22 protein-coding genes are annotated in these 22,418 nt (G+C 59.6%); 12 read left to right on the forward strand and 10 right to left on the reverse strand.

Going from position 1 to position 22,418, the window contains the following annotated elements; genetic code table 11:
• Positions 1–96: 96 nt before the first annotated feature.
• Genes trkA through def form a run of 4 tightly spaced genes read right to left on the reverse strand, consistent with a single transcriptional unit; the run spans position 97 to position 4,324 of the window.
• A complete protein-coding gene (gene trkA / locus JIO00_RS00065; protein WP_010465514.1) occupies positions 97–1,470 on the reverse strand; it encodes a Trk system potassium transporter TrkA in 1,374 nt (457 codons plus the stop codon).
• A gap of 23 nt (positions 1,471–1,493) precedes the next feature.
• Entirely contained in the window at positions 1,494–2,804 is a 1,311-nt protein-coding gene (gene rsmB / locus JIO00_RS00070) for a 16S rRNA (cytosine(967)-C(5))-methyltransferase RsmB (protein ID WP_010465515.1), read from the reverse strand.
• On the reverse strand, positions 2,801–3,760 hold the full coding sequence (fmt, locus tag JIO00_RS00075; RefSeq protein ID WP_077748844.1) for a methionyl-tRNA formyltransferase: 960 nt from the start codon (positions 3,758–3,760) through the stop codon (positions 2,801–2,803). The genes rsmB and fmt overlap by 4 nt, the downstream gene beginning before the upstream one ends.
• Positions 3,761–3,817: 57 nt before the next feature.
• Positions 3,818–4,324 (reverse strand): peptide deformylase, encoded by a 507-nt coding sequence (def, locus tag JIO00_RS00080; protein ID WP_010465519.1) that lies wholly within the window; start codon positions 4,322–4,324, stop codon positions 3,818–3,820.
• Positions 4,325–4,494: 170 nt separating this feature from the next.
• Between def and JIO00_RS00085 the strand changes: the two genes are divergently transcribed.
• From JIO00_RS00085 to JIO00_RS00095, 3 genes are all read left to right on the forward strand, one after another.
• The gene (locus JIO00_RS00085) at positions 4,495–5,520 is read left to right on the forward strand and encodes a LysM peptidoglycan-binding domain-containing protein (protein ID WP_200667351.1); all 1,026 of its coding nucleotides are present in this window, start codon (positions 4,495–4,497) and stop codon (positions 5,518–5,520) included.
• An 80-nt stretch (positions 5,521–5,600) separates the two neighbouring features.
• Positions 5,601–6,704 carry a DNA-processing protein DprA gene (gene dprA, locus JIO00_RS00090; RefSeq protein ID WP_010465523.1) on the forward strand — a complete coding sequence of 368 codons (1,104 nt, stop codon included), beginning with the start codon at positions 5,601–5,603 and terminating at the stop codon, positions 6,702–6,704.
• A gap of 54 nt (positions 6,705–6,758) precedes the next feature.
• Complete coding sequence (locus JIO00_RS00095; protein ID WP_010465525.1) at positions 6,759–7,316, forward strand: L-threonylcarbamoyladenylate synthase; 558 nt, start codon at positions 6,759–6,761, stop codon at positions 7,314–7,316.
• Positions 7,317–7,443: 127 nt separating this feature from the next.
• Here the strand turns inward: JIO00_RS00095 and JIO00_RS00100 are convergent, their stop codons facing one another.
• Entirely contained in the window at positions 7,444–8,421 is a 978-nt protein-coding gene (locus JIO00_RS00100) for an NADPH:quinone reductase (protein ID WP_010465527.1), read from the reverse strand.
• 163 nt (positions 8,422–8,584) lie between these two features.
• On the opposite strand from JIO00_RS00100, the gene hemF reads away from it, so the two are divergent.
• Positions 8,585–9,499 (forward strand): oxygen-dependent coproporphyrinogen oxidase, encoded by a 915-nt coding sequence (gene hemF / locus JIO00_RS00105; RefSeq protein ID WP_200667352.1) that lies wholly within the window; start codon positions 8,585–8,587, stop codon positions 9,497–9,499.
• 13 nt (positions 9,500–9,512) lie between these two features.
• Entirely contained in the window at positions 9,513–10,334 is an 822-nt protein-coding gene (aroE, locus tag JIO00_RS00110; protein ID WP_200667354.1) for a shikimate dehydrogenase, read from the forward strand.
• 128 nt (positions 10,335–10,462) lie between these two features.
• On the opposite strand, the gene JIO00_RS00115 is transcribed toward aroE, so the two are convergent.
• The 3 genes from JIO00_RS00115 to betC form a co-directional block, all read right to left on the reverse strand.
• Positions 10,463–12,031, reverse strand: coding sequence for a SulP family inorganic anion transporter (locus tag JIO00_RS00115; RefSeq protein WP_010465533.1), 1,569 nt, complete (start codon positions 12,029–12,031; stop codon positions 10,463–10,465).
• A 152-nt stretch (positions 12,032–12,183) separates the two neighbouring features.
• Positions 12,184–13,104 carry a choline ABC transporter substrate-binding protein gene (gene choX, locus JIO00_RS00120; protein WP_010465535.1) on the reverse strand — a complete coding sequence of 307 codons (921 nt, stop codon included), beginning with the start codon at positions 13,102–13,104 and terminating at the stop codon, positions 12,184–12,186.
• A gap of 16 nt (positions 13,105–13,120) precedes the next feature.
• Positions 13,121–14,635: a choline-sulfatase gene (betC, locus tag JIO00_RS00125; protein WP_200667356.1), complete on the reverse strand. Its 1,515-nt coding sequence runs from the start codon at positions 14,633–14,635 to the stop codon at positions 13,121–13,123.
• Between the two features lie 114 nt (positions 14,636–14,749).
• On the opposite strand from betC, the gene JIO00_RS00130 reads away from it, so the two are divergent.
• Positions 14,750–15,700 carry a choline sulfate utilization transcriptional regulator gene (locus tag JIO00_RS00130; RefSeq protein WP_077748841.1) on the forward strand — a complete coding sequence of 317 codons (951 nt, stop codon included), beginning with the start codon at positions 14,750–14,752 and terminating at the stop codon, positions 15,698–15,700.
• Here the strand turns inward: JIO00_RS00130 and JIO00_RS00135 are convergent.
• The gene (locus tag JIO00_RS00135) at positions 15,687–16,364 is read right to left on the reverse strand and encodes an NAD(P)-dependent oxidoreductase (RefSeq protein ID WP_200667358.1); all 678 of its coding nucleotides are present in this window, start codon (positions 16,362–16,364) and stop codon (positions 15,687–15,689) included. The genes JIO00_RS00130 and JIO00_RS00135 overlap by 14 nt on opposite strands.
• Positions 16,365–16,448: 84 nt before the next feature.
• On the opposite strand from JIO00_RS00135, the gene JIO00_RS00140 reads away from it, so the two are divergent.
• Positions 16,449–16,775, forward strand: a complete 327-nt coding sequence (locus JIO00_RS00140) for a DOPA 4,5-dioxygenase family protein (protein WP_010465544.1) — start codon at positions 16,449–16,451, stop codon at positions 16,773–16,775.
• Here JIO00_RS00140 and JIO00_RS00145 read toward each other — a convergent pair whose 3' ends face one another.
• Entirely contained in the window at positions 16,776–17,177 is a 402-nt protein-coding gene (locus JIO00_RS00145; protein ID WP_200667360.1) for a GFA family protein, read from the reverse strand.
• Between the two features lie 250 nt (positions 17,178–17,427).
• On the opposite strand from JIO00_RS00145, the gene JIO00_RS00150 reads away from it, so the two are divergent.
• The 5 genes from JIO00_RS00150 to JIO00_RS00170 all read left to right on the forward strand — a co-directional run bounded on the left by JIO00_RS00150 (position 17,428) and on the right by JIO00_RS00170 (position 22,320).
• On the forward strand, positions 17,428–18,390 hold the full coding sequence (locus tag JIO00_RS00150; RefSeq protein WP_017341458.1) for an IS110 family transposase: 963 nt from the start codon (positions 17,428–17,430) through the stop codon (positions 18,388–18,390).
• 372 nt (positions 18,391–18,762) lie between these two features.
• A complete protein-coding gene (locus JIO00_RS00155; RefSeq protein WP_010465548.1) occupies positions 18,763–20,070 on the forward strand; it encodes a CitMHS family transporter in 1,308 nt (435 codons plus the stop codon).
• A gap of 84 nt (positions 20,071–20,154) precedes the next feature.
• Entirely contained in the window at positions 20,155–20,922 is a 768-nt protein-coding gene (locus tag JIO00_RS00160) for a TerC family protein (protein ID WP_154913682.1), read from the forward strand.
• A gap of 281 nt (positions 20,923–21,203) precedes the next feature.
• Complete coding sequence (locus tag JIO00_RS00165) at positions 21,204–21,617, forward strand: PAAR domain-containing protein (RefSeq protein WP_234452919.1); 414 nt, start codon at positions 21,204–21,206, stop codon at positions 21,615–21,617.
• A 67-nt stretch (positions 21,618–21,684) separates the two neighbouring features.
• A complete protein-coding gene (locus JIO00_RS00170) occupies positions 21,685–22,320 on the forward strand; it encodes a hypothetical protein (RefSeq protein ID WP_200667362.1) in 636 nt (211 codons plus the stop codon).
• The last annotated feature ends 98 nt before the right edge of the window (positions 22,321–22,418 follow it).

Below are 22,418 nucleotides of genomic sequence, written 5' to 3' on the forward strand. Positions count from 1 at the left end.
ATCTTCAGTGAACACGAATTTGGTGTGCGGCGAAAATCCCACTGTGGGAGCGAGCCTGCTCGCGAAGAGGCCCGCGCAGACACCAAAAATGCTTGATCAGAAGAAGCTGAGCCCCACATGGAACAGCTTCTCCACATCCCGAATATGCTTCTTATCCACAAGGAACAAAATCACATGGTCGCCCGCCGCGATCACTGTGTTGTCATGCGCAATGATCACTTCCTCATCACGAATGATCGCGCCAATCGTCGTCCCCGGCGGCAAACCGATGTTCTGGATCGCCTTGCCAATCACCTTGCTCGATTTTTCATCACCATGGGCAATCGCCTCGATGGCCTCCGCCGCGCCGCGGCGCAATGAGTGCACGCTGACGATATCGCCGCGCCGCACGTGGGCCAGCAGCGTGCCGATGGTCGCCAGTTGCGGGCTGATGGCAATGTCGATATCGCCGCCCTGGATCAAGTCCACGTAAGCCGGATTGTTGATGATCGTCATCACCTTCTTCGCGCCCAGGCGCTTGGCCAGCAGCGAGGACATGATGTTGGCTTCGTCATCGTTGGTCAGGGCCAGGAAGATGTCTGCGTCGGCAATGTTCTCTTCCATCAGCAAGTCGCGGTCGGAAGCACTGCCCTGCAACACCACGGTGCTGTCGAGGGTGTCCGAGAGATGGCGGCAGCGGGCCGGGTTCATCTCGATGATCTTCACTTGGTAGCGGCTTTCGATCGCCTCGGCCAGGCGTTCACCGATCTGCCCGCCACCGGCGATGACGATGCGCTTGTAGGTTTCATCCAGACGGCGCATTTCACTCATCACCGCGCGGATATTTGCCTTGGCAGCAATGAAAAACACTTCGTCATCCGCCTCGATCACCGTATCGCCCTGGGGCAGGATCGGCCGATCGCGGCGGAAAATCGCTGCAACCCGGGTTTCAACATTGGGCATGTGTTCCCGCAACTGGCGCAGTTGCTGGCCCACCAACGGTCCGCCGTAGTAGGCCTTCACCGCCACCAGTTGCGCTTTGCCTTCGGCGAAGTCGATCACCTGCAACGCGCCCGGATGCTGGATCAGGCGCTTGATGTAATTGGTGACAACCTGTTCCGGGCTGATCAGCACGTCCACCGGAATCGCTTCGTTATCGAACAGCTCGGAGCGCGTCAGGTACGCGGCTTCGCGGACCCGGGCAATCTTGGTCGGGGTATGGAACAGGGTGTGGGCGACCTGACAGGCCACCATGTTGGTTTCGTCGCTGTTGGTTACTGCCACCAGCATGTCGGCATCGTCCGCGCCGGCCTGACGCAGCACCGTCGGCAACGAGCCGCGGCCCTGCACGGTACGGATGTCCAGCCGATCGCCGAGGTCGCGCAGGCGTTCGCCGTCGGTGTCGACCACGGTAATGTCGTTGGCCTCGCTGGCCAGATGTTCTGCCAGCGAACCGCCGACCTGGCCTGCGCCGAGGATGATGATTTTCATCCAGTCACTCCCTTATAAACCGGTTAACCGCGCGCGGCGGCGATCTTGATCAGCTTGGCGTAATAGAACCCGTCGTGGCCGCCTTCCTGGGCCAGCAACTGGCGACCGTGAGGTTGCTTGATACCGGCCGCCGTGGCGAGGTCCAGTTCACGCGCACCCGGCGTGCGAGCGAGGAAGGCTTCGATGACTTCAGTGTTCTCGGTCGGCAGCGTGGAGCAGGTGGCGTAAAGCAGAATCCCGCCGACTTCCAGAGTTATCCACATGGCGTCCAGCAGCTCGCCCTGAAGCACCGCGAGTGCAGCGATGTCATCCGGTTGGCGAGTCAGCTTGATGTCGGGGTGACGTCGGATCACGCCAGTCGCCGAGCATGGCGCATCCAGCAAAATGCGCTGGAAGGGTTTGCCGTCCCACCAGGTCGCCGTGTCGCGGCCGTCGGCGGCGATCAGCTCGGCGCTCAGGCCCAGGCGTGCGAGGTTCTCGCGCACGCGCACCAGACGCTTGGCTTCCAGATCCACGGCCACGACGCCCGCCAGTTTTGGCTCGGCTTCGAGGATGTGGCAGGTCTTGCCGCCCGGTGCGCAGCAGGCATCCAGTACCCGTTGGCCCGGCGCGAGGTCGAGCAGATCGGCGGCCAATTGCGCCGCCTCGTCCTGCACGCTGATCCAGCCTTCGGCGAAGCCTGGCAGGCTGCGCACGTCGGCGGCAGCTTCGAGAATGATGCCGTCCTGACTGTAGACGCACGGCGTAGCGGCGATGCCGGCCTCAGTCAGCAGCCCAAGGTAAGCGTCGCGGGCGTGATGGCGGCGGTTGACCCGCAGAATCATCGGTGGATGCGCATTGTTCGCCGCGCAAATGGCTTCCCATTGCTCAGGCCAGAATGCCTTGAGGGATTTTTGCAGCCAGCGCGGGTGGGCGGTGCGCACCACCGGGTCGTGTTCCAGCTCGGCCAGCAACGCTTCGCTTTCACGCTGGGCGCGGCGCAACACGGCGTTGAGCAAGGCCTTGGCCCAAGGCTTTTTCAGCTTGTCGGCGCAACCGACGGTTTCGCCGATGGCGGCGTGGGCCGGGACGCGGGTGTAGAGCAGTTGATAGAGGCCGACCAGCAGCAGCGCCTCGACATCGGCGTCCGCTGCCTTGAACGGCTTCTGCAGCAGCTTGGCCGCCAACGCCGACAAACGTGGTTGCCAGCGCGCCGTGCCGAAGGCCAGGTCCTGGGTGAAGCCGCGATCACGGTCTTCAACCTTGTCCATTTGTGTCGGCAGCGAACTGTTGAGTGAGGCTTTTCCGTTAAGAACAGCGGCAAGTGCCTTGGCGGCGGCCAGACGTGGATTCATTGAGCGTCCGCCGCTTGACCGAGCACGGTGCCGACGGCGAATTTCTCACGACGGCTGTTGAACAAGTCGCTGAAGTTCAGCGCCTTGCCCCCGGGCAATTGCAGACGGGTCAGGCATAGGGCTTGCTCACCGCAGGCGACGAGCAAGCCGTCCTTGCTGGCGCTGAGGATTTGCCCCGGTGCGCCCTGCCCTTCAGCGAGGCTCGCGGCCAGCACTTTCAGCGCTTCGCCGTTCAGCGTGCTGTGGGTGATCGGCCACGGGTTGAACGCGCGGACCAGGCGTTCCAGCTCAACCGCCGGACGGCTCCAGTCGATGCGTGCTTCGTCTTTGTTCAATTTGTGAGCATACGTTGCAAGACTGTCATCCTGCACTTCGCCTTCCAGCGTTCCGGCGGCGAGGCCGGCAATCGCCTGGATCACGGCCGGTGGGCCCATTTCGGCGAGACGGTCGTGGAGGCTGCCGCCGGTGTCTTCGGCGGTGATCGGCGTGGTGACTTTCAGCAGCATCGGCCCGGTGTCGAGGCCCAGTTCCATGCGCATCACGGTCACGCCGCTTTCACTGTCGCCTGCTTCGACCGCACGCTGGATCGGCGCCGCCCCGCGCCAGCGTGGCAGCAACGAAGCGTGGCTGTTGATGCAACCCAGGCGCGGAATATCCAGCACCGCTTGCGGCAGGATCAAGCCATAGGCGACCACCACCAGCAAGTCCGGCTTGAGTGCGGCCAGTTCAGCCTGGGCGTCTTCGTTGCGCAGCGTTGGCGGTTGCAACACCGGGATGTTGTTTTCCAGTGCGAGTTGCTTGACCGGGCTTGGCATCAGCTTTTGCCCACGGCCCGCCGGACGGTCCGGCTGGGTGTAAACCGCGACGACTTCGTAAGGGCTGGCGAGCAGGGCCTTGAGGTGTTCGGCGGCGAATTCCGGGGTGCCGGCAAAGACGATGCGCAGTGGCTCAGTCATGGGAGCAATCTCTGAAAAGAAAAAGGCTTGCCGCAGCAAGCCTTTGAAAGAAGGGCATCAAGCGTTCTGGCGATGGAGCTTTTCCAGTTTCTTCTTGATTCGGTCGCGTTTGAGGTTCGACAGGTAGTCGACGAACAATTTGCCGTTGAGGTGGTCGCATTCGTGCTGGATGCACACGGCGAGCAGACCTTCGGCAATCAGTTCGTAAGGCTTGCCGTCGCGGTCCAGGGCCTTGACCTTGACCTTCTGCGGGCGATCGACGTTTTCGTAGAAGCCCGGCACCGAGAGGCAGCCTTCCTGGTATTGCTCCATCTCGTCGGTCAGCGGTTCGAACTCGGGGTTGATGAACACCCGTGGTTCGCTGCGGTCTTCGGAGAGGTCCATCACGACGATACGTTTGTGCACGTTGACCTGGGTCGCGGCGAGGCCGATGCCTGGCGCTTCATACATTGTTTCAAACATGTCATCGACCAACTGACGCACTTCGTCGTCCACTACGGCCACAGGTTTGGCGATAGTGCGCAGGCGCGAGTCGGGAAATTCGAGGATGTCTAAAATGGCCATAAGCTTAATTGCTGCACGTGTGAGGTAAAGTCGGGTCGATGGCCTGGCAGGTCCGAAGATGCAGGCTACCGTTGTGAAGCGTAGCTCCTTTTCTTTTATCAAAGAGTCAGGAGCGAGCCACGAGGGCTCTGGCGTTTCACGCGAACGCACATAATAAAGGGATTCACCGCATGAGGAAATCACTACTCGCCTTGCTCCTTCTGGCCTCGGCCGGTTTGGCGCACGGGCAAGTGCAACTCAAGGAAGGTTTTCCACAGCAATACACCGTGGTGACGGGTGACACTCTCTGGGACATTTCCGGAAAATTCCTCCGGGAGCCGTGGAAGTGGCCGGAACTGTGGCAAGCCAATCCTCAGATCGAAAACCCTAATCTCATCTATCCCGGCGACTCGCTGTCGCTGGTCAATGTCAACGGCCAGCCCCGCCTGACCCTCAATCGCGGGGCTTCGCGCGGCACCATCAAGCTCTCGCCTCGGGTGCGCAGCTCGCCGGTGGCCGATGCGATCCCGAGCATTCCGCTGCAATCGATCAACAGCTTTTTGCTGAGCAACCGCATCGTCGACAAGGTCGAGGACTTCGACAAGGCGCCTTATATCGTCGCCGGCGATGCCGAACGCGTGCTCAGTGGCACCGGTGACCGCATTTTCGCCCGTGGCCATTTCGACCCGAACCAGCCGGTCTACGGCATCTTCCGCCAGGGCAAGGTCTACACCGATCCCGATAGCAAAGAGTTTTTGGGGATCAATGCTGATGACATCGGCGGTGGCGAGATTGTGGCCACCGAGGGCGACGTCGCCACCCTGGCACTGCAACGCACGACTCAGGAAGTGCGTCTCGGCGACCGTTTGTTCAGCGGCGAAGAACGGTCCATCAACTCGACCTTCATGCCCAGTGCGCCAAAAACCGAGATCAATGGCTTGATCATCGATGTGCCGCGCGGGGTTACCCAGATTGGCGCGCTGGATGTGGTTACCCTGAACAAAGGTCAGCGTGATGGCCTGGCCGAAGGCAACGTGCTGGTGGTGATGAAAACCGGTGAAACCGTACGCGACCGGATCACTGGCCAGCCACTGAAAATCCCCGATGAGCGTGCCGGTTTGCTGATGGTGTTCCGCACTTACGACAAGCTCAGTTACGGGCTGGTACTCAACGCATCGCGCTCTCTGGCGGTGATGGATAAGGTGCGAAATCCGTAAGCAGGCTCCACAAGTTACCAACAGAGTTATCCACAGCTTATTCCCGTTTGAACGGGGCTCATAACGATCAAGGATGATCCATGTCGCTGTCTGCCGTCACACCGGTTTCCCCTGCGGAACTGGAAGCTCGTTTACGTCTGCACCGATTGCCAGAACTCGGCCCGGCGCGTTTCAAGAAATTGCTCGAAGCCTTCGGCTCGGCGTCTAAAGCCATCAGCGCGCCCGCCAGCGCCTGGCGTTCGCTGGGCTTGCCGCTGGCGTGCGCCGAGGCACGGCGCGTCAATGAAGTACGCGATGGCGCGGCCCACGCATTGGCCTGGCTAGAGCGCTCGGGCCAGCATTTACTGATGTGGGACCAGCCTGAGTACCCGGCGCTGCTGGCGGAAATCAGCGATGCGCCGCCGCTGTTATTTGTGGCAGGCGATCCCGACATTCTGGAAAAACCGCAATTGGCGATGGTCGGCAGTCGGCGCGCCTCGCGACCGGGCATGGACACTGCGGCGGCGTTTTCGCGCAGCCTGGCCGGCGCCGGTTTCGTCATCACCAGCGGTCTGGCGCTAGGCATCGATGCCGCCGCGCATCAAGCCGCGCTGGACGTGGGCGGGCGAACGGTCGGGGTCCTTGGCACGGGACTTGAAAAGTTTTATCCACAGCGCAATCGGCGGCTGGCGGACGCCATGATCGCCTCGGGCAGCGCAGTGCTTTCCGAGTTCCCGCTGGATGCCGGCCCCAGCGCCGGAAACTTCCCCCGGCGCAACCGGATCATCAGCGGTTTATCCCTCGGGGTGCTGGTGGTCGAAGCGAGTGTCGCCAGCGGTTCATTGATAACGGCGAGGCTGGCGGCGGAGCAAGGACGCGAGGTGTACGCGATCCCGGGGTCGATCCACCACCCTGGCGCCAAGGGTTGTCATCAGCTGATCCGTGACGGTGCGGTATTGGTGGAAACCACCGAGCATATCCTCGAAGCCTTGCGCGGCTGGCAACGGTTGCCGTTGTCCACAGAGACGCTGCAAGCACCCACTCATCCACTGCTCCTGTTGCTTCACGCCGCGCCCCACACCAGCGAAGCGTTGTCGGTCAGCAGTGGCTGGGCCTTGTCCAAAGTGCTGGCAGCGTTGACGGAGCTGGAAATGGACGGCCGGGCGGTGTGCGAAAGCGGGCGCTGGTTTGCGCGGGTGAGCTAGGTTTTATAAGGAAGATCGGTAAACTGCGCAGAGCCTTATTCCGGAGAGTTTTTCATGGTCAACAGTTGGCGCGTGCAACAAGCCGCACAAGCCGTTCGCGCAGGGGCAGTGATTGCCTATCCAACCGAAGCGGTCTGGGGCCTGGGTTGCGATCCGTGGGATGAAGAAGCGGTCTATCGTCTGTTGATGATCAAAGGCCGGTCTGTGGAAAAGGGCCTGATTCTGGTAGCCGACAATATTCGTCAGTTCGACTTCCTGTTCGAAGACTTCCCGGAACTGTGGATGGACCGCATGGCCAGCACTTGGCCGGGGCCGAATACCTGGCTGGTGCCGCATCAGAATCTGTTGCCGCAGTGGATTACCGGCGTGCATGAAACCGTAGCGCTTCGCGTCAGCGACCACCCGCTGGTGCGGGATCTGTGCGCGGTGGTCGGGCCGCTGGTGTCGACCTCGGCTAACCCTCAGGGTCGGCCAGCGGCGCGGACGCGAATTCGCGTCGAGCAGTATTTCCGTGGGCAAGTGGACTACGTGTTGGGCGGGAATCTGGGTGGGCGCAAGAATCCGAGCGTGATTCGCGATGTCGCGACCGGGAACGTCATTCGCCCGGATTAATCCCGCAGTAATACCTGTGGCGAGGGAGCTTGCTCCCGCTGGACTGCGCAGCAGTCCCGTTCTTTTAAAGATATGAGGGGCCGCTTCGCGGCCCAGCGGGAGCAAGCTCCCTCGCCACAGTTTGATGTTAAGGCAGCAGAACAGTCGAGCCAGTCGTACGCCGCGCCGACAACTCGGTCTGCGCCTTCGCCGCCTCAGCCAACGGATACTTCTGGCTGACGTCCACCTTAAGTTTGCCGCTGATGATCATCTCGAACAGCTCATCGGCCATGCGCTGCAGGTTTTCTGCGTTATTGGCGTAGGTCGCCAGCGTCGGCCGGGTCACGTACAACGAGCCCTTCGCCGCCAAAATCCCCAGGTTCACCCCGTCCACTGCGCCGGACGCATTGCCGAAGCTCACCACCAGGCCCCGTGGTGACACGCTATCGAGCGACGTTAGCCAGGTGTCCTTGCCGACGCCGTCGTACACCACCGGGACTTTTTTGCCGTCAGTCAATTCCAGCACCCGTTGTGCGACGTTTTCGTGGCTGTAATCGATAGTCGCCCATGCGCCGTTGGCTTTGGCCAGTGCGGCTTTCTCCGGCGAGCTGACCGTGCCGATCAACTTCACCCCCAAGGCCTTCGCCCATTGGCAGGCCAAGGATCCGACACCGCCCGCGGCGGCATGGAACAGGATGGTTTCGCCACCCTTGAGTTCATACGTCTGACGCAGCAGGTATTGCACGGTCAGGCCCTTGAGCATCACACCGGCGGCCTGTTCAAAACTGATGGCGTCCGGCAAGTGCACCAGGTTGGCCTCCGGCAATACGTGAACCTCGCTGTAGGCGCCCAACGGGCCGCTGCCGTAAGCCACACGATCGCCGACCTTGAACCGGGTCACTTCGCTGCCCACCGCCTCGACCACGCCCGCACCTTCCGAGCCCAGGCCCGATGGCAGGGCGGGCAGCGGATAGAGACCACTGCGGTAGTAAGTGTCGATGAAGTTCAGGCCGATGGCCTTGTTGGCCACGCGAACCTGCTGCGGGCCGGGCTCGGCGGGTTGATAGTCGACATACTCGAGCACTTCGGGGCCGCCATGGGCGCGGAACTGGATACGCTTTGCCATCAGAACTCTCCTTAGGTCATTTGCGAAGCTCCCTATCGGACTCCTAAGCTTGACCTTCGTCAACTGCGGCAGGCCCATCTGCGATGTTATGCTACGCGCCCATTTGCGCCGGCCCCTGCTCCGATGGAGCGCCGCGTAGTTTTGCCCGATTCAAGGTGATGACATGACGACCCGCACCGAGGCCGTAAAAGCCTACCTGCTCGACCTGCAAGACCGGATTTGCGCAGCCCTTGAAGCCGAAGACGGCGGCACGGCATTCGTCGAAGACGCCTGGACCCGGCCTGCCGGCGGTGGCGGTCGCACGCGAGTGATCGAAAACGGCGCGGTCATCGAAAAGGGTGGCGTCAACTTTTCCCACGTCTTTGGCAGCGGGCTCCCACCCTCCGCCAGCGCCCATCGCCCGGAACTGGCCGGCCGTGGTTTCGAAGCCCTGGGCGTGTCGCTGGTGATTCACCCGCACAACCCGCAGGTGCCGACTTCCCACGCCAACGTGCGCTTTTTCATTGCTGAAAAAGAAGGTGAAGAACCGGTCTGGTGGTTCGGCGGCGGTTTCGACCTGACCCCTTATTACGGTAACGAAGAAGACTGCGTGCACTGGCACCGCGTCGCCGAACAGGCCTGTGCGCCGTTCGGCCCGGACGTCTATCCGCGCTACAAGGCCTGGTGCGACAGCTATTTCCACATCAAGCATCGCCACGAGCCACGGGGCATCGGCGGTCTGTTTTTTGATGACTTGAACGAGTGGGACTTCGACACCAGCTTCGCCTTCATGCGCGCCATCGGTGACGCCTACATCGAGGCCTACCTGCCGATCGTGCAGCGCCGCAAGAACGATGCGTTCACCGCCAAACAGCGTGAATTCCAGGAATTTCGCCGTGGCCGCTACGTCGAGTTCAACCTGGTCTACGACCGTGGCACGCTGTTCGGCCTGCAATCGGGTGGGCGCACCGAGTCGATCCTCATGTCCCTGCCCCCGCAAGTCCGCTGGGGCTACGACTGGAAAGCCGAGCCGGGCAGCGAAGAAGCTCGCCTGACCGACTATTTCCTGCAAGACCGCGATTGGTTGGCCAAGGCCTGAACGAGGAGTTCTGATGGACCGTTACGTCGTATTCGGTAACCCGATTGGTCACAGCAAGTCGCCGCTGATCCACCGCTTGTTTGCCGAGCAGACCGCTCAGCAACTGGACTACAGCACCTCGCTGGCGCCACTCGACGACTTTTCCGACTTCGCCAAGACGTTTTTCCTCGAAGGTCGCGGGGCGAATGTGACGGTGCCGTTCAAGGAAGAGGCTTATCGCCTGGCCAACAGTCTGACGGCACGGGCGCAGCGGGCAGGCGCGGTGAACACCCTGAGCAAGCTCGCCGATGGCAAGTTGTTGGGTGACAACACCGACGGCGCCGGACTGGTGCGGGACCTGACGGTCAACGCCGGCTTCAGTCTCAAGGGCAAACGTATCCTGCTGCTCGGCGCTGGCGGCGCGGTGCGCGGTGCGCTGGAGCCGTTGCTGGCCGAGCAACCCGCTTCGGTAATTATCGCCAACCGCACCGTCGAGAAAGCCGAGTTGCTGGCGGAATTGTTCGCGGACCTGGGGCCGGTGTCGGCCAGCGGTTTTGACTGGCTGCAAGAGTCGGTGGACCTGATCATCAACGCGACGTCGGCGAGTCTTTCAGGCGATGTACCGCCGATTGCCAGCAGCCTGATCGAACCGGGCAAGACGGTGTGCTACGACATGATGTACGGCAAGGAGCCGACCTCGTTCTGCCGCTGGGCCACTGAACACGGTGCGGCGGTGTCGATGGATGGATTGGGGATGCTCGCTGAGCAAGCGGCAGAAGCGTTTTTCCTGTGGCGCGGTGTGCGGCCGGATACAGCGCCAGTGCTGGCCGAACTACGCCGCCAACTGGCGCTGTAGTTCTTTGTGGCGAGGGAGCTTGCTCCCGCTCGGGTGCGAAGCGCTCGCAGATTTTCAGGGCTGCTTCGCAACCCGGCGGGAGCAAGCTCCCTCGCCAAAAGTTATGCGTTCGTCATCAGAGTGGTGTTTTAGTCCTCAAACCGGATCGGGCATTTCTCCGCCCCTTCAAGCTTCCTCAACTCCTCCACCACCTGCGGCCGCGCGCTGCGCAGCGTCAGGCTGCGATTCTGCTTGAGCAGCCGCCGCGCTTCCTGATGCAGCATTTCCACCCCTGAATAGTCGATGAAGTTGATCTGCTGCGCCTCGATCACCACACGCGCGCCGTGCATCCGTTGCAAACGCACTTGCAGGTAATGGCTGGCGCCGAAAAAGATCGACCCGCCGACCTGCAGAATATCTTCATCGCCTTCACGCCAATGCTGCACTCGCGGTTGTGAAGTCCGCTTGAGGTAAAAGAACAGCGAAGCCAGCACCCCGGCATAGATAGCTGTCTGCAATTCCAGCAGCAGCGTGGCCACGCAGGTCAGCGCCATGACCAGGAACTCGGCGCGACTGACCCGCAACAGCGCGCGGATGCCGCGATGATCGACCAATCCCCAGGCGATCAACAGGATGCTCCCGGCCATCGCCGGGATCGGAATGTGCGAAATCAACGCCGCGCCGAAGATGGCGAACAGCGCCACCCACAGTGCTGAAAATACCCCGGCCAGCGGTGAGCAGGCACCCGCCTCGTAACTCAGGCCCGAGCGGGTGAAGGAACCGGCTGACAGCGAGCCGGAAAAAAACGCACCGACCATGTTCGAAAAACCCTGGGCGCGTACTTCCTGATTGGCGTCGAGCAATTGCTGGGAGCGTGCCGACAAGGAACGGGCAATCGACAGGCTCGTCACCAGCCCGAGCATCCCCACCGCCACGGCGCTGGGCAGCAGGCGGAGGATCAGATCCAGGTCCAGCGGCAGCGGACTGAAGGGCGGCAGCCGCCCGACAAACGCACTGACCAACTTCACATGGCCAAACATCGACGGCCAGAACCACACCAGCAGTCCGCTCAGCGCCAAGGTGATCAAAAGCGTTGGCCAGCGTGGCAGCAGTAATTTCAGGATCACGCCCACCCCGACGGTGGCCAGCCCCAGCACCAGCGAAGGTTTATCCACGTCGCCGAGGTGTTTGAACACCATCAAAAAGCTGTCCAGCGCCGTGGACTGATTGGGCAGGTCCAGCCCCAGCAGGTTCGGCAACTGGCCGATGGCAATCACCACCGCCGCGCCGAGGGTGAAGCCCAGCACCACCGAGTGAGAAACGAAATTCACCAAGGCGCCAAAGCGCAACAATCCGAGCAGCCACTGGAAAATGCCGGCGAGCAGTGTCAGAAGCAGGATCAGGGTGACGTAGTCTTCTGACGCGGGAACGGCCAGAGGACTGACGCTGGCATACAGGACGATGGATATCGCCGCTGTAGGACCACAGATCAAATGCCACGACGAACCCCAGAGGCAAGCGATCAGCACCGGAATGATCGCGGCGTACAGGCCGTATTCCGGCGGGAGACCGGCGATCAGGGCGTAGGCAATGGATTGCGGCAGCGCAAGAATGGCGCCGCTGAGGCCAACGATCAGGTCACGCCCGACGCTGGCGCGGGTTTGCCGGGGCAACCAGGAAAGGAAGGGAAAGAGTGAATGGCGGCTGGGGAAGGCCATGGGTCCTCTCGGGTGGAGTTTTGCGCAAGGGTATCAGTACGGGGTGAACATTGTGGCGAGGGAGCTTGCTCCCGCTCGGGAGCGAAGCGCCCGCAGATTTTAGGGCTGCTTCGCAGCCCAGCGGGAGCAAGCTCCCTCGCCACAGGCAACCCTTACAACTTCGCTTTTACCGCCGGCAACGCATCTTTCCCATCCACGGTCTTCACGCCATCCAGCCATTTATCCAGCACGGCAGGATTGGCCTTGATCCACGCCTTGGCCGCCTCGGCATTGCTGATTTTCTTGTTCACCACCTCAGCCATGATGCTGTTCTCCATCTCCTGGGTGAAACTCAAGTTGGTGAGCAGCTTGCCGACGTTCGGACAGGCCTGTGCATAACCTTTGCGGGTCAGCGTATAAACGCTGCCGGTGTCGCCGAAATACTTCTCGCCGCCTTTCAGGTAATGCATTTTCAACTGCACGTTCATCGGGTGCGGCGTCCAGCCGAGGAAGGTCACGAACTTCTGTTTTTTCACTGCGCGGGACACTTCGGCCAGCATGGCCTGCTCGCTGGACTCGACCAGTTTCCACTGGCCCATGTCGAAGTCGTTCTTCTTGATGATCTCTTGCAGCGAGATGTTCGCCGGGGCGCCGGAACCGATGCCGTAGATCTTCTTGTCGAACTTGTCGGCGTATTTATTCAGGTCGGAAAAGTTATGCACACCCGCGTCCCACACGTAATCCGGGACGGCCAAGGTGAATTCGGTGCCGTCGAGGTTCTTCGCCAGTTGGGTGACATCACCCGTGGCGACGAATTTGTCATAGAAGCCCTGCTGCGCCGGCATCCAGTTCCCCAGGAACACGTCGACCTGGCCATCCTTCAGCCCGCCAAAGGTGATCGGCACCGCGAGGGTGTCGACCTTGGCCTTGTAGCCCATGCCGTCCAGCAGAAACCCGGTGATGGCGTTGGTCGCAGCGATGTCGCTCCAGCCCGGATCAGCCATTTTCACCGTGTCGCAGCTCTGATCGGCAAAGGCCGATGCACTGCCCAGAGCCAGTAGCCCGACCGTCAGTACTGTGGATAACTTTTGCATGGACTTCCCCTTAACATTATTGGTTTTGGCAGGGTTGTGGATAACGTGCTTTACGTTCCAGATCGTCGAGGTCGATGTGGTTGCGCATGTATTGCTGACTGGCGTCCACCAGCGGCTGGTGATCCCAGCTCTTCAGCTTGCCGATGGTCAGCGCCTCGGCGACGAATCGCCGGCGACGCTGGCTCGCGAGCACCTGTTGGTGGATCGCCGGAATGTCCCATTTGGCCCGTGCTTCAGACAGAAACGCCTCGAACAGCGGCCGATGTTGCGGCGATTGGCTGAGTTCTTCCTGTTCGCGCGGGTCGTTGTGTACGTCGAAGAGTAGGCAAGGGTCATCTTCGCTGTAGATGAATTTGTAAGCGCCACGGCGAATCATCATCAAAGGGCTGATGGTGCCTTCGGCCATGTATTCGCCGAAGACTTCGTCGTGACCGCCCTGCCCTTGCAGGTGCGAGACCAGCGAACGACCGTCCAGTGGCAAACCCGGCTCCAGCGAACCGCCGGCCAGTTCTACAAAGGTTGGCAGCAAATCAGCGGTGGAAACCGCAGCACTGACGCGCCCGGCTCCGAATTGTCCCGGTGCGCTGATCAACAGCGGTACGCGGGCGGCCATTTCGAACCAATGCATTTTGTACCAGAGGCCGCGCTCGCCGAGCATATCGCCGTGGTCGCCGGAGAAGACGATGATGGTGTCATCGATCAGCCCGGTATCTTCCAGCGTTTGCAGGAGTTTGCCGACGTTGCTGTCGATATAGCTGCAAGCTCCGAAATAAGCACGACGCGCATCGCGAATCTTATCCACAGGCAGCGGCTTGTCCCATAGGTCATACACCTTGAGCAAACGCTGGGAATGCGGGTCAAGATCGGTTTGCGGCGGGGTTTCCGGCAGCGGGATGTCGGCATCGTCGTACATGTCCCAAAAAGCCTTGGGAATGGTGTACGGATCATGTGGGTGCGTCATCGACACGGTCAGGCAAAACGGCTGGTCGCCATCCTCGCGAATGTGATCGAACAGGTATTGCTGGGCCTTGAACACCACCTCTTCGTCGAAATCCAGCTGATTGGTGCGCACGCACGGCCCGGCCTGCAGCACCGAAGACATGTTGTGGTACCAGGTCGGACGCACGTCCGGTTCATCCCAGTTCACCGACCAGCCGTAGTCGGCCGGGTAGATGTCGCTGGTCAGGCGCTCTTCATAGCCGTGGAGTTGATCCGGGCCACAGAAATGCATCTTGCCCGACAGCGCGGTGCGGTAGCCGAGGCGACGCAGGTAGTGGGCATAAGTCGGTACATCGGCGGGGAAATCGGCCGCGTTGTCGTAGGCGCCGATCTTGCTCGGCAATTGACCGCTGACCAGGGTGAAACGCGACGGCGCGCACAGTGGGCTGTTGCAATAAGCGGCGTCGAACACCACGCCTTCGGCGGCGAGGCGGCTGAGATTGGGCAATTTGATGGGCGAGGAACCGTAGAACGGCAACATTGGCGCGGCCATCTGATCGGCCATGATGAAAAGAATATTCTTGCGCTTCATGTGATCGCGGCATTCCATAGTGAATATTTATGCGAGAGTGCTGCGATCGAGCATGGAGTCCAGGCACTTTGTGGTAAAGCCCATGCACGGCAATGACTAGGATAAGCACCGCTTATGTATGACGCCCTTGGAAGTTTGTCGCTGGACCTGCTGCGAGCGTTTGAAGCGGCGGCCCGCCATCGCAGTTTTACCGCCGCAGCGGTAGAGCTGGGCACTACGCAGCCCGCCGTCAGCCAGCAGATCAAACGCCTGGAAGAACAACTCACAGCGCGGTTGTTTGATCGCATTTACCGTGGCATTGAGTTGACTGAGGCCGGGACCATTCTTTTCGAGCAGGTTCAGCTCGGTTTGCAGAATATCGATGCCGGATTAAGCGCGATCAGCACACAGCATCAACATGAAGTCTTGCAGGTGGCCACGGATTTCGCTTTTGCCGCGTATTGGCTGATGCCCCGATTGCACCGCTTTCATAAAGCCAATCCCCACGTCGACGTCAGCCTGGTCACCAGCGAGCGCAATCACAACATGCTGCGCACTGATATCGATGTGGCGGTGTTGTTTGGGGATGGCCGCTTCAAGCAGGGCGAAAGCCATTGGCTGTTCAGTGAAGAAGTGTTTCCGGTCTGCAGCCCGCTGCTGTTGAAGGATCGTCCCCTGCCCTTGCCGGCCCAGTCATTGCTGGAATTTCCACTGCTGCACCTGCGCGGCGAAAACAGCAGCAACTGGTTTGACTGGAGCGGCGTCTTTCGCGAGTTAGGGATCACATCGGCCCCGGCCCCCGGGCAATTGCGCTTCGATAATTACACGTTGCTGATTCAAGCGGCGATTGGTGGTCAGGGTGTTGCAATCGGCTGGCGGCACCTTGTGGATAACTTGCTGGCGCAAGGTTTGTTGTGTCGACCGATAGCCGACACGGTGATTTCCAGGCTCGGCTATTACGTGGTTTTGCCCCAGCGAAAACGGCGTGGGGTATTGATCCAACAATTTGTGGACTGGTTGATGGCGGAGCAGGCCAGCAGCGCCCAATCGCTGAATGGTTTACCGCTGCCGTCTATCGCCGTGTAGGGTCGGTCGAAACGAAGTTCACATGCTCGCGAACGTGAAGATTCAGCCGCAGCTCATCGGCAATCCCTACGGCCACGCGGTTCAACCGTTCAAGCGGTTCGGCCAGGCCCGGTTCAAGGCTGCTGCTGACGTGGCTGAAATGTTCAATCGTCAGCCCCGGCACTCCGCGAGGCGCATTGACCAGGGTCCAGTGCAAGGCACTGCTTTGTAGCGCATCAAGGATTTCCTCCGCGGCATGCCGCTGAAGGGGGGCCAGCGCTTCAGCCTCTGTGTCGTCGAGTTCGGCAAAATCCCCCACCAGGAACAGCCGGGCAATACCGGCCGCCTGCATGCCCTCGATCAGCGCGTCCACGGCCAACACCTGTTCGACCGGGCCTGGAACGATGGTTTTTTCAACGGTCTCGCTATTGAATGGCAATCCGGGGGCATCCAGCAGGCAAATAACCACCGAACTCCCCGCTACGCTTTGCTTGACGCGTTCGGCCTCGAACAGATCGCCGGTCTTGGTGCGCAATCCTGGGCGCGGTGGGAGCGCCGTCAGGTCATCCAGAATCGCGATCACTTCATGTTGACGCCGTAGCATTTCAGCCATCAGCGCACTGCCCAGGCTACTCATGGCACCATAAAGCACCACTTTGACCACCGGGGTTTCGGCATTTTTCATGGCTGAGATTCCTTGTTCACAACGTATATGGCGTGTGACCTGTGGGAATAGGTGAGGGTTCGACTGGGTTTCAGAGGGTTTCAGATGCAACAGATCAAGGGTTACCACGCCCATGTCTATTTCGACGCCACGAGCATTGATCAGGCGCGAGCGCTGTGTGAGCACGCCGCGCAGGTGTTCCCGCTGAAAATGGGCCGCGTGCATGAACGTCCCGTGGGTCCGCACCCGGACTGGAGTTGCCAATTGGCGTTCGGGCCGGAGCTGATCGGCGAAGTGCTGCCGTGGCTGGCGCTCAACCGCAAGGGTTTGGTGGTGTTTCTGCACCCGGACACCGGCGACGATCTGCTGGACCACACCGAGCACGCGATCTGGATGGGCGCAATCCGGCCACTGGACCTGTCTATTTTTTGATCAGAGGTTTTCTTCGGCTTCGCCGGGCAAATGTTCGTCCAAGTGCAGCCAGGGTAAATGGCTGCGGGTCCAGATGTGACGCTCGGCCGGGGCTTGCTCCGGGTGATCGAGGGTGGCGATGGTCACGTCGATACTCTCGGGGCTCAGATGTGTGATCAACGCCACTTGCGCTCCACAGTTCGGACAGAAATAGCGCACGCAGGTAGTTGAAGATTCGTACTGCGCCGGCGTCCCTTTCAGCCATTTAAAGGCCGATACGGGAACCGTGATCCAGGTTGTCACGATCCCGCCGCTGACGCGCCGGCAGATCGAACAATGGCAGTGGGCGATGTCGTGCAAAGGTCCGCTGAATTGATAGCGCAGATGTCCGCAGTGGCAGCCGCCGGTGTGAAATTCGTTCATGACCTTACCTCCTGATGCGTATTTCCTGACGCTTTCGCGAGCAGGCTCGCTTGTATGTTTAGACTTGAAGGGGTGGGTGGGACTAAAGCTCGTCATCTGACTCTGACCAGTACAGACCGTGGGAGACTTCGTCCCACCCCTTCACCTAATGCGCCGATAAGGAATGCATCGGCTCGGACCGACGATAGAAACAAGCCAGCGCAACGGTGAACCCCGTCAAGTATCTAAACCCTAGCTCGGAGGGTGTGCCATGACAATCCTGGATTCGCAGGTGGTCGTCGGTGTGGATGTGGCGAAGGACGAGATCGTTATCTATCGATCCGACCTGGAAAAGACCCTAAATATCGCGAACAAGCGATCAACCTTGAAGCAATGGCTCAAGACGCTGCCAGCGCACAGCGCTATCGCGCTAGAAGCGACCAATATCTATCACCTTGATACAACGGAAATGGCCCATGAAATGGGCCATGACGTTTACGTCATCGATGGCAGTCGCCTCAACAAATACCGCGATGGAATAGGCATGAGGGCGAAAACAGATACGTTGGATGCCGAACTGCTGGCCCGTTACTTGAGCCGCGAATCCGACAGATTGAGGATCTGGAATCCGCCACCGAAGGCTTACACACAAATGAAAAGCCTGCTTCGCCGTCGGGCTCAGTTGGTCCGGGCCTGTGTTGCACTCAAGCAGAGCTGGAAAAACGAATCCTTGCTGAAAGAGCACTTCAACCAGCTTCTGGCCGCCATTGCCCAGTTCGAAAAGATGATTCAGAAAACGCTCAAGGAAATTGCTGAGGAAGGTGGGATTGATGATCAGGTGAAGCGTTGCCAGGCCATCGAGGGCGTAGGGCTCCTGACGGCCACCGCAGCGGCCACTGCTTTTATGCGTGGGGAATTTGCCAACAGCGACGAGTACGTCGCCTTCCTCGGCATGGATCCGCGTGTGAGGCAGTCAGGACAAAAGGATCAAAAGCGCCGACTCTCTAAACGAGGGGACTCGGAGTTCCGGCGCTTGTTTCACAATAGCGCTATGGCTGCCAGCCGTTCGCCGACCTGGAAGCCGTACTACGAACGCTATCTGGCCAGAGGTCTAAAAGGCACTCAGGCCTTGGTTATCCTGGCACGCAAGCTGGCCAGAGTGATGTTTGCCCTGATGAAAAACCAAACCGAATACAAGCCAAATTCTATGTTTGGGTGTTCCCCCCAAACATAGAATCTCCCACATTGGTTTTGTGTACGACACAGATCCAGTGTGGGAGCGAGCCTGCTCGCGATGCCCGCAACTCGGTCGCCCTCCCTGCCCCAGTCCGACGACCGGTTGCACATCCGGTCAATGCTTTCATCAGCGAAAGCTGGGTGAAAGCTTCCCCGATTAGGATCGCCCCCACTGCCGGCAAAAGACCGGTCGGCCAATGCCAGTGTTTTATCGCTCGCACAGCCCATTTAACAACAACAATGGTGATTCTGATGTCCTCTGCTACCCGCCGCTTCGCTGCAACTCCGCCCGTACGCCTCGTGCTTCCCGTTCTGCGCTGACCCACCCGGTTCGCCCATTCCCTAGCCGCGCTACGCCTGGAGTATTCCCATGCTGACTTTCCTTGGCTTCGCCATGGTCATCACGTTCATGTTCCTGATCATGACCAAGCGCCTGTCCGCGCTGATCGCCCTGATCATCATTCCTATCGTCTTCGCCCTGTTCGGTGGTTTCGCGCCGAAGATCGGCCCGATGATGCTCGAAGGCATCACCAAGCTGGCGCCGACCGGCGTGATGCTGATGTTTGCCATTCTGTATTTCGCCCTGATGATCGACTCCGGCCTGTTCGACCCGGCCGTGCGCAAGATCCTCAAACTGGTCAAGGGCGACCCGCTGAAAGTGTCGGTCGGCACCGCCGTACTGGCGCTCGTCGTTTCCCTCGACGGTGACGGCGCAACCACTTATATGATCTGCGTGGCCGCCATGCTGCCGCTCTACAGTCGCATCGGCATGAGCCCGCGGATCATGGCCGGCCTGATCATCCTCGCCGGTGGCGTGATGAACATGACGCCATGGGGCGGCCCGACTGCCCGTGCGGCCAGTGCGCTGCATGTGGACCCGTCCGACATTTTCGTTCCGATGATTCCAGCGATGGCGTTCGGCGTGGTGGCAATCCTGGCGATTGCCTACTTCTACGGCAAACGCGAGCGTGCGCGTCTGGGTGAATTGCACCTGGTGGGCGATGAAGTCGACCACAGTGAAATCAGCGTTTCGCAATTCCCGGATGCCCGTCGTCCGAAGTTGATCTGGTTCAACGGCGCCCTGACCCTGGGCCTGATGTGCACCCTGATTGCCGGTCTGTTGCCGATGCCGGTGTTGTTCATGGTGGCGTTCAGTATTGCCATGATCGTCAACTATCCTTGCCTGCAACAGCAGAAGGATCGCGTCGCGGCTCACGCTGGCAGCGTACTTGCGGTGGTCGGTTTGATCTTCGCGGCGGGCATTTTCACCGGTATCCTGTCGGGCACCGGCATGGTCGATGCGATGTCGAAAAGCCTGCTGGCGGTGATTCCTGATTTCCTCGGCCCGTACCTGGCCGTGATTACCGCGCTGGTGAGCATGCCGTTCACGTTCTTTATGTCGAACGACGCATTTTATTACGGCGTGTTACCAGTACTTGCCGAAGCCGCCAGTCATTACGGTATAACCGCGGTTGAAATGGCACGTGCCTCGATCGTCGGTCAGCCCGTCCACCTGTTGAGCCCGCTGGTACCATCGACCTACTTGTTGGTGGCCCTGGCCGGCATCGATTTTGGTGACCATCAGCGCTTTACCCTGAAATGGGCAGTGCTGGTGTGCATGTGCATACTGGTAGCCGCATTGCTGATGGGGATTTTTCCGCTGTTCAGCACTCTATAAGCCCAAGACTCACCACAAAGGGTCCAGGCTTCGCTGTTTGAAGCCGGGCCTTTTGTGGTTTAACACTCGCTCAAAGGAATACACATGGAATGGCTGACCAACCCTGAAATCTGGGTTGCCTTCTTTACCCTGACCGCCCTGGAAATCGTCCTGGGTATCGATAACATCATCATGATTTCGATCCTGGTCAGCCGCATGCCCAAACACATGCAGCAGCGCACCCGGATCTTCGGCCTGGCGCTAGCCATGGTCACGCGGATCCTGTTGCTGCTGTCGATCACTTGGGTCATGCGCCTTACCACCGATTTGTTCGAAGTGTTCGGCCAAGGCATTTCCGGGCGAGACCTGATCCTGTTCTTTGGTGGCCTGTTCCTGCTGTGGAAGAGCTCGCAAGAGATGTACCACGCGCTGGAAGGTGAAGACGAAACGAACGAAGAGCCGGGTGGCAAGGGCGGCAACTTCCTCTACACCATCATCCAGATCGCGATCATCGACATCGTGTTCTCGCTGGACTCGGTGATTACCGCAGTCGGCATGGTCTCTCATGTACCGGTCATGGTCGCGGCGATCATCGTTGCCGTACTGGTGATGATGCTGGCTTCCGGCACCATCAGCGAGTTCATCGACAAGCACCCGTCGCTGAAGATGCTGGCGCTGTCGTTCCTGCTGATCGTCGGTACGGTGCTGATTGCCGAATCCTTCGACGTTCACGTGCCAAAAGGCTACGTCTACTTCGCCATGGCGTTCTCGCTGGCGGTGGAAGCGATCAACATCAAGATGCGCACCGCGATTGCTAAAAAGCGCAAACAGCAGGATCCGGTGAAACTGCGCAAGGACATTCCGGGGCAATAACCCGAACCTGTGCACTGGCTGCTGCCAGTCAGTGCACAAAATCTGTGGGAGCGAGCCTGCTCGCGATAGCGGCCTGTCATTCAACATCAACGTTGAATGTGACGGCCTCATCGCGAGCAGGCTCGCTCCCACTTTTTTTGCTCTGTGATTAGCCTGGCGGATCGAGGTTATTCAACACTCGATTGCGGATACTTCACGATGGCGTGTTCAAAGGTTGACGCACCGAGCTCTGGTGGTTAGCGTCCCTCGCTCGCTTCAACTGACAATGACAAGGAATGCATATGTCTGGAAAACCGGCTGCACGCCTCACGGACCCGACCACCTGTCCCCTTCCCGGCCACGGCACCAATCCGATTGCCAGCGGCTCACCCGATGTCTTTTTCAACGGTCTTGCGGCCGCTCGGGTCAGCGACACATGTACCTGCGGCCAGGCCCTGAACGGTGGATTCTCTTCAACCGTGTTCATCAACGGCCTGAATGCCATGACGCTCGATAGCACCACCAGCCATGGCGGTGTGGTGATTGGCGGCTCCGGCAACGTCATCATCGGCAACTCTCATTCCCCTGCGCCCTTCATCCCGCCCTTGCCGATCATTGGCCAGCCTTTGGTAGCAATCCATTGGCTAATTTGGCGGATAAAGATCAACGCATGGAGTTTGTGCTACGAGCGGCAACCCAATTCAATGCGCTGCTGAAGGATCCTGCCTCAGGAGCGAAGATCAAGCAATCCATAACAGAGATCTCACAAGGCGGGGGAATTCGATGATGCGGTTCTTAAATAGAGTTGTGCTGATAAGTCTCAGTGCAATTTTTGTAGGCGCCGCTACCGTCTATTTCAACCGGGGCACGGACATTCTGAGTGCCCATATTGGAAAGAACTTCGACGACACCGTTGCTGACTCAACATTTCCGGTGAGTGCCAATACAGCTATTTACCCCAGCGACCCACCGCACCCTAGCTCTACATGGATCTCCAATCCGGTCATTATCCATTTTGATGATCCTGAGCATGGCTTTACGCTGCCCGCTACCAAGTTTGGCGCGATTGGATTTGATGAGGGCAAAGTCTCGACTATGACGACTTCTCCGATGCTTGAAACGGTGCCGTTCGACCAATTGATTGTGGTACTCGATCAGTTACAGAACCAACTCAAAAATGCTGGTTGGGTACTGTGGAATGCCGAAAGAAATCCTTGGGTTGAAACCGCTACCGAGGCTGATAAAAGAACGCTTCAGGCTGAACTGTTTGACCACGTGGTGGTGGCGGTGCTGTTGATACCCCGCAAATACAGTCTTGTGCTCAACGTCAAATGCTACGCACGCTGTGACGAGCGCAACCCGAAAACGGCGAAGTATTTGATAGATGTTAGCGTCGGTTCGGATTACTACAGCGAATGATGAGTCGCGCCAGAAGGCGGCGTCGGTGTTTGCAAAGAGCAGCATTTTTTACGCTGTTCATTTGTCTGACTTCTTTTCACCACCCAGTTGATTTTTTG

The sequence above is a fragment of the Pseudomonas sp. SW-3 genome, from assembly GCF_016615645.1.
Classification (GTDB): Bacteria; Pseudomonadota; Gammaproteobacteria; order Pseudomonadales; family Pseudomonadaceae; genus Aquipseudomonas; species Aquipseudomonas mandelii.

Coding starts and splice junctions, on each gene's coding strand:
- dprA (WP_010465523.1), top strand. CDS start 5,601: ATGTCGCTGTCTGCCGTCACACCGGTTTCCCCTGCGGAACTGGAAGCT.
- JIO00_RS00145 (WP_200667360.1), bottom strand. CDS start 17,177: ATGAACGAATTTCACACCGGCGGCTGCCACTGCGGACATCTGCGCTAT.
- choX (WP_010465535.1), bottom strand. CDS start 13,104: ATGCAAAAGTTATCCACAGTACTGACGGTCGGGCTACTGGCTCTGGGC.
- JIO00_RS00140 (WP_010465544.1), top strand. CDS start 16,449: ATGCAACAGATCAAGGGTTACCACGCCCATGTCTATTTCGACGCCACG.
- betC (WP_200667356.1), bottom strand. CDS start 14,635: ATGAAGCGCAAGAATATTCTTTTCATCATGGCCGATCAGATGGCCGCG.
- JIO00_RS00100 (WP_010465527.1), bottom strand. CDS start 8,421: ATGGCAAAGCGTATCCAGTTCCGCGCCCATGGCGGCCCCGAAGTGCTC.
- JIO00_RS00085 (WP_200667351.1), top strand. CDS start 4,495: ATGAGGAAATCACTACTCGCCTTGCTCCTTCTGGCCTCGGCCGGTTTG.
- JIO00_RS00150 (WP_017341458.1), top strand. CDS start 17,428: ATGACAATCCTGGATTCGCAGGTGGTCGTCGGTGTGGATGTGGCGAAG.
- JIO00_RS00115 (WP_010465533.1), bottom strand. CDS start 12,031: ATGGCCTTCCCCAGCCGCCATTCACTCTTTCCCTTCCTTTCCTGGTTG.
- rsmB (WP_010465515.1), bottom strand. CDS start 2,804: ATGAATCCACGTCTGGCCGCCGCCAAGGCACTTGCCGCTGTTCTTAAC.
- fmt (WP_077748844.1), bottom strand. CDS start 3,760: ATGACTGAGCCACTGCGCATCGTCTTTGCCGGCACCCCGGAATTCGCC.
- JIO00_RS00130 (WP_077748841.1), top strand. CDS start 14,750: ATGTATGACGCCCTTGGAAGTTTGTCGCTGGACCTGCTGCGAGCGTTT.
- JIO00_RS00165 (WP_234452919.1), top strand. CDS start 21,204: ATGTCTGGAAAACCGGCTGCACGCCTCACGGACCCGACCACCTGTCCC.
- def (WP_010465519.1), bottom strand. CDS start 4,324: ATGGCCATTTTAGACATCCTCGAATTTCCCGACTCGCGCCTGCGCACT.
- trkA (WP_010465514.1), bottom strand. CDS start 1,470: ATGAAAATCATCATCCTCGGCGCAGGCCAGGTCGGCGGTTCGCTGGCA.
- aroE (WP_200667354.1), top strand. CDS start 9,513: ATGGACCGTTACGTCGTATTCGGTAACCCGATTGGTCACAGCAAGTCG.
- JIO00_RS00170 (WP_200667362.1), top strand. CDS start 21,685: ATGATGCGGTTCTTAAATAGAGTTGTGCTGATAAGTCTCAGTGCAATT.
- hemF (WP_200667352.1), top strand. CDS start 8,585: ATGACGACCCGCACCGAGGCCGTAAAAGCCTACCTGCTCGACCTGCAA.
- JIO00_RS00155 (WP_010465548.1), top strand. CDS start 18,763: ATGCTGACTTTCCTTGGCTTCGCCATGGTCATCACGTTCATGTTCCTG.
- JIO00_RS00135 (WP_200667358.1), bottom strand. CDS start 16,364: ATGAAAAATGCCGAAACCCCGGTGGTCAAAGTGGTGCTTTATGGTGCC.
- JIO00_RS00160 (WP_154913682.1), top strand. CDS start 20,155: ATGGAATGGCTGACCAACCCTGAAATCTGGGTTGCCTTCTTTACCCTG.
- JIO00_RS00095 (WP_010465525.1), top strand. CDS start 6,759: ATGGTCAACAGTTGGCGCGTGCAACAAGCCGCACAAGCCGTTCGCGCA.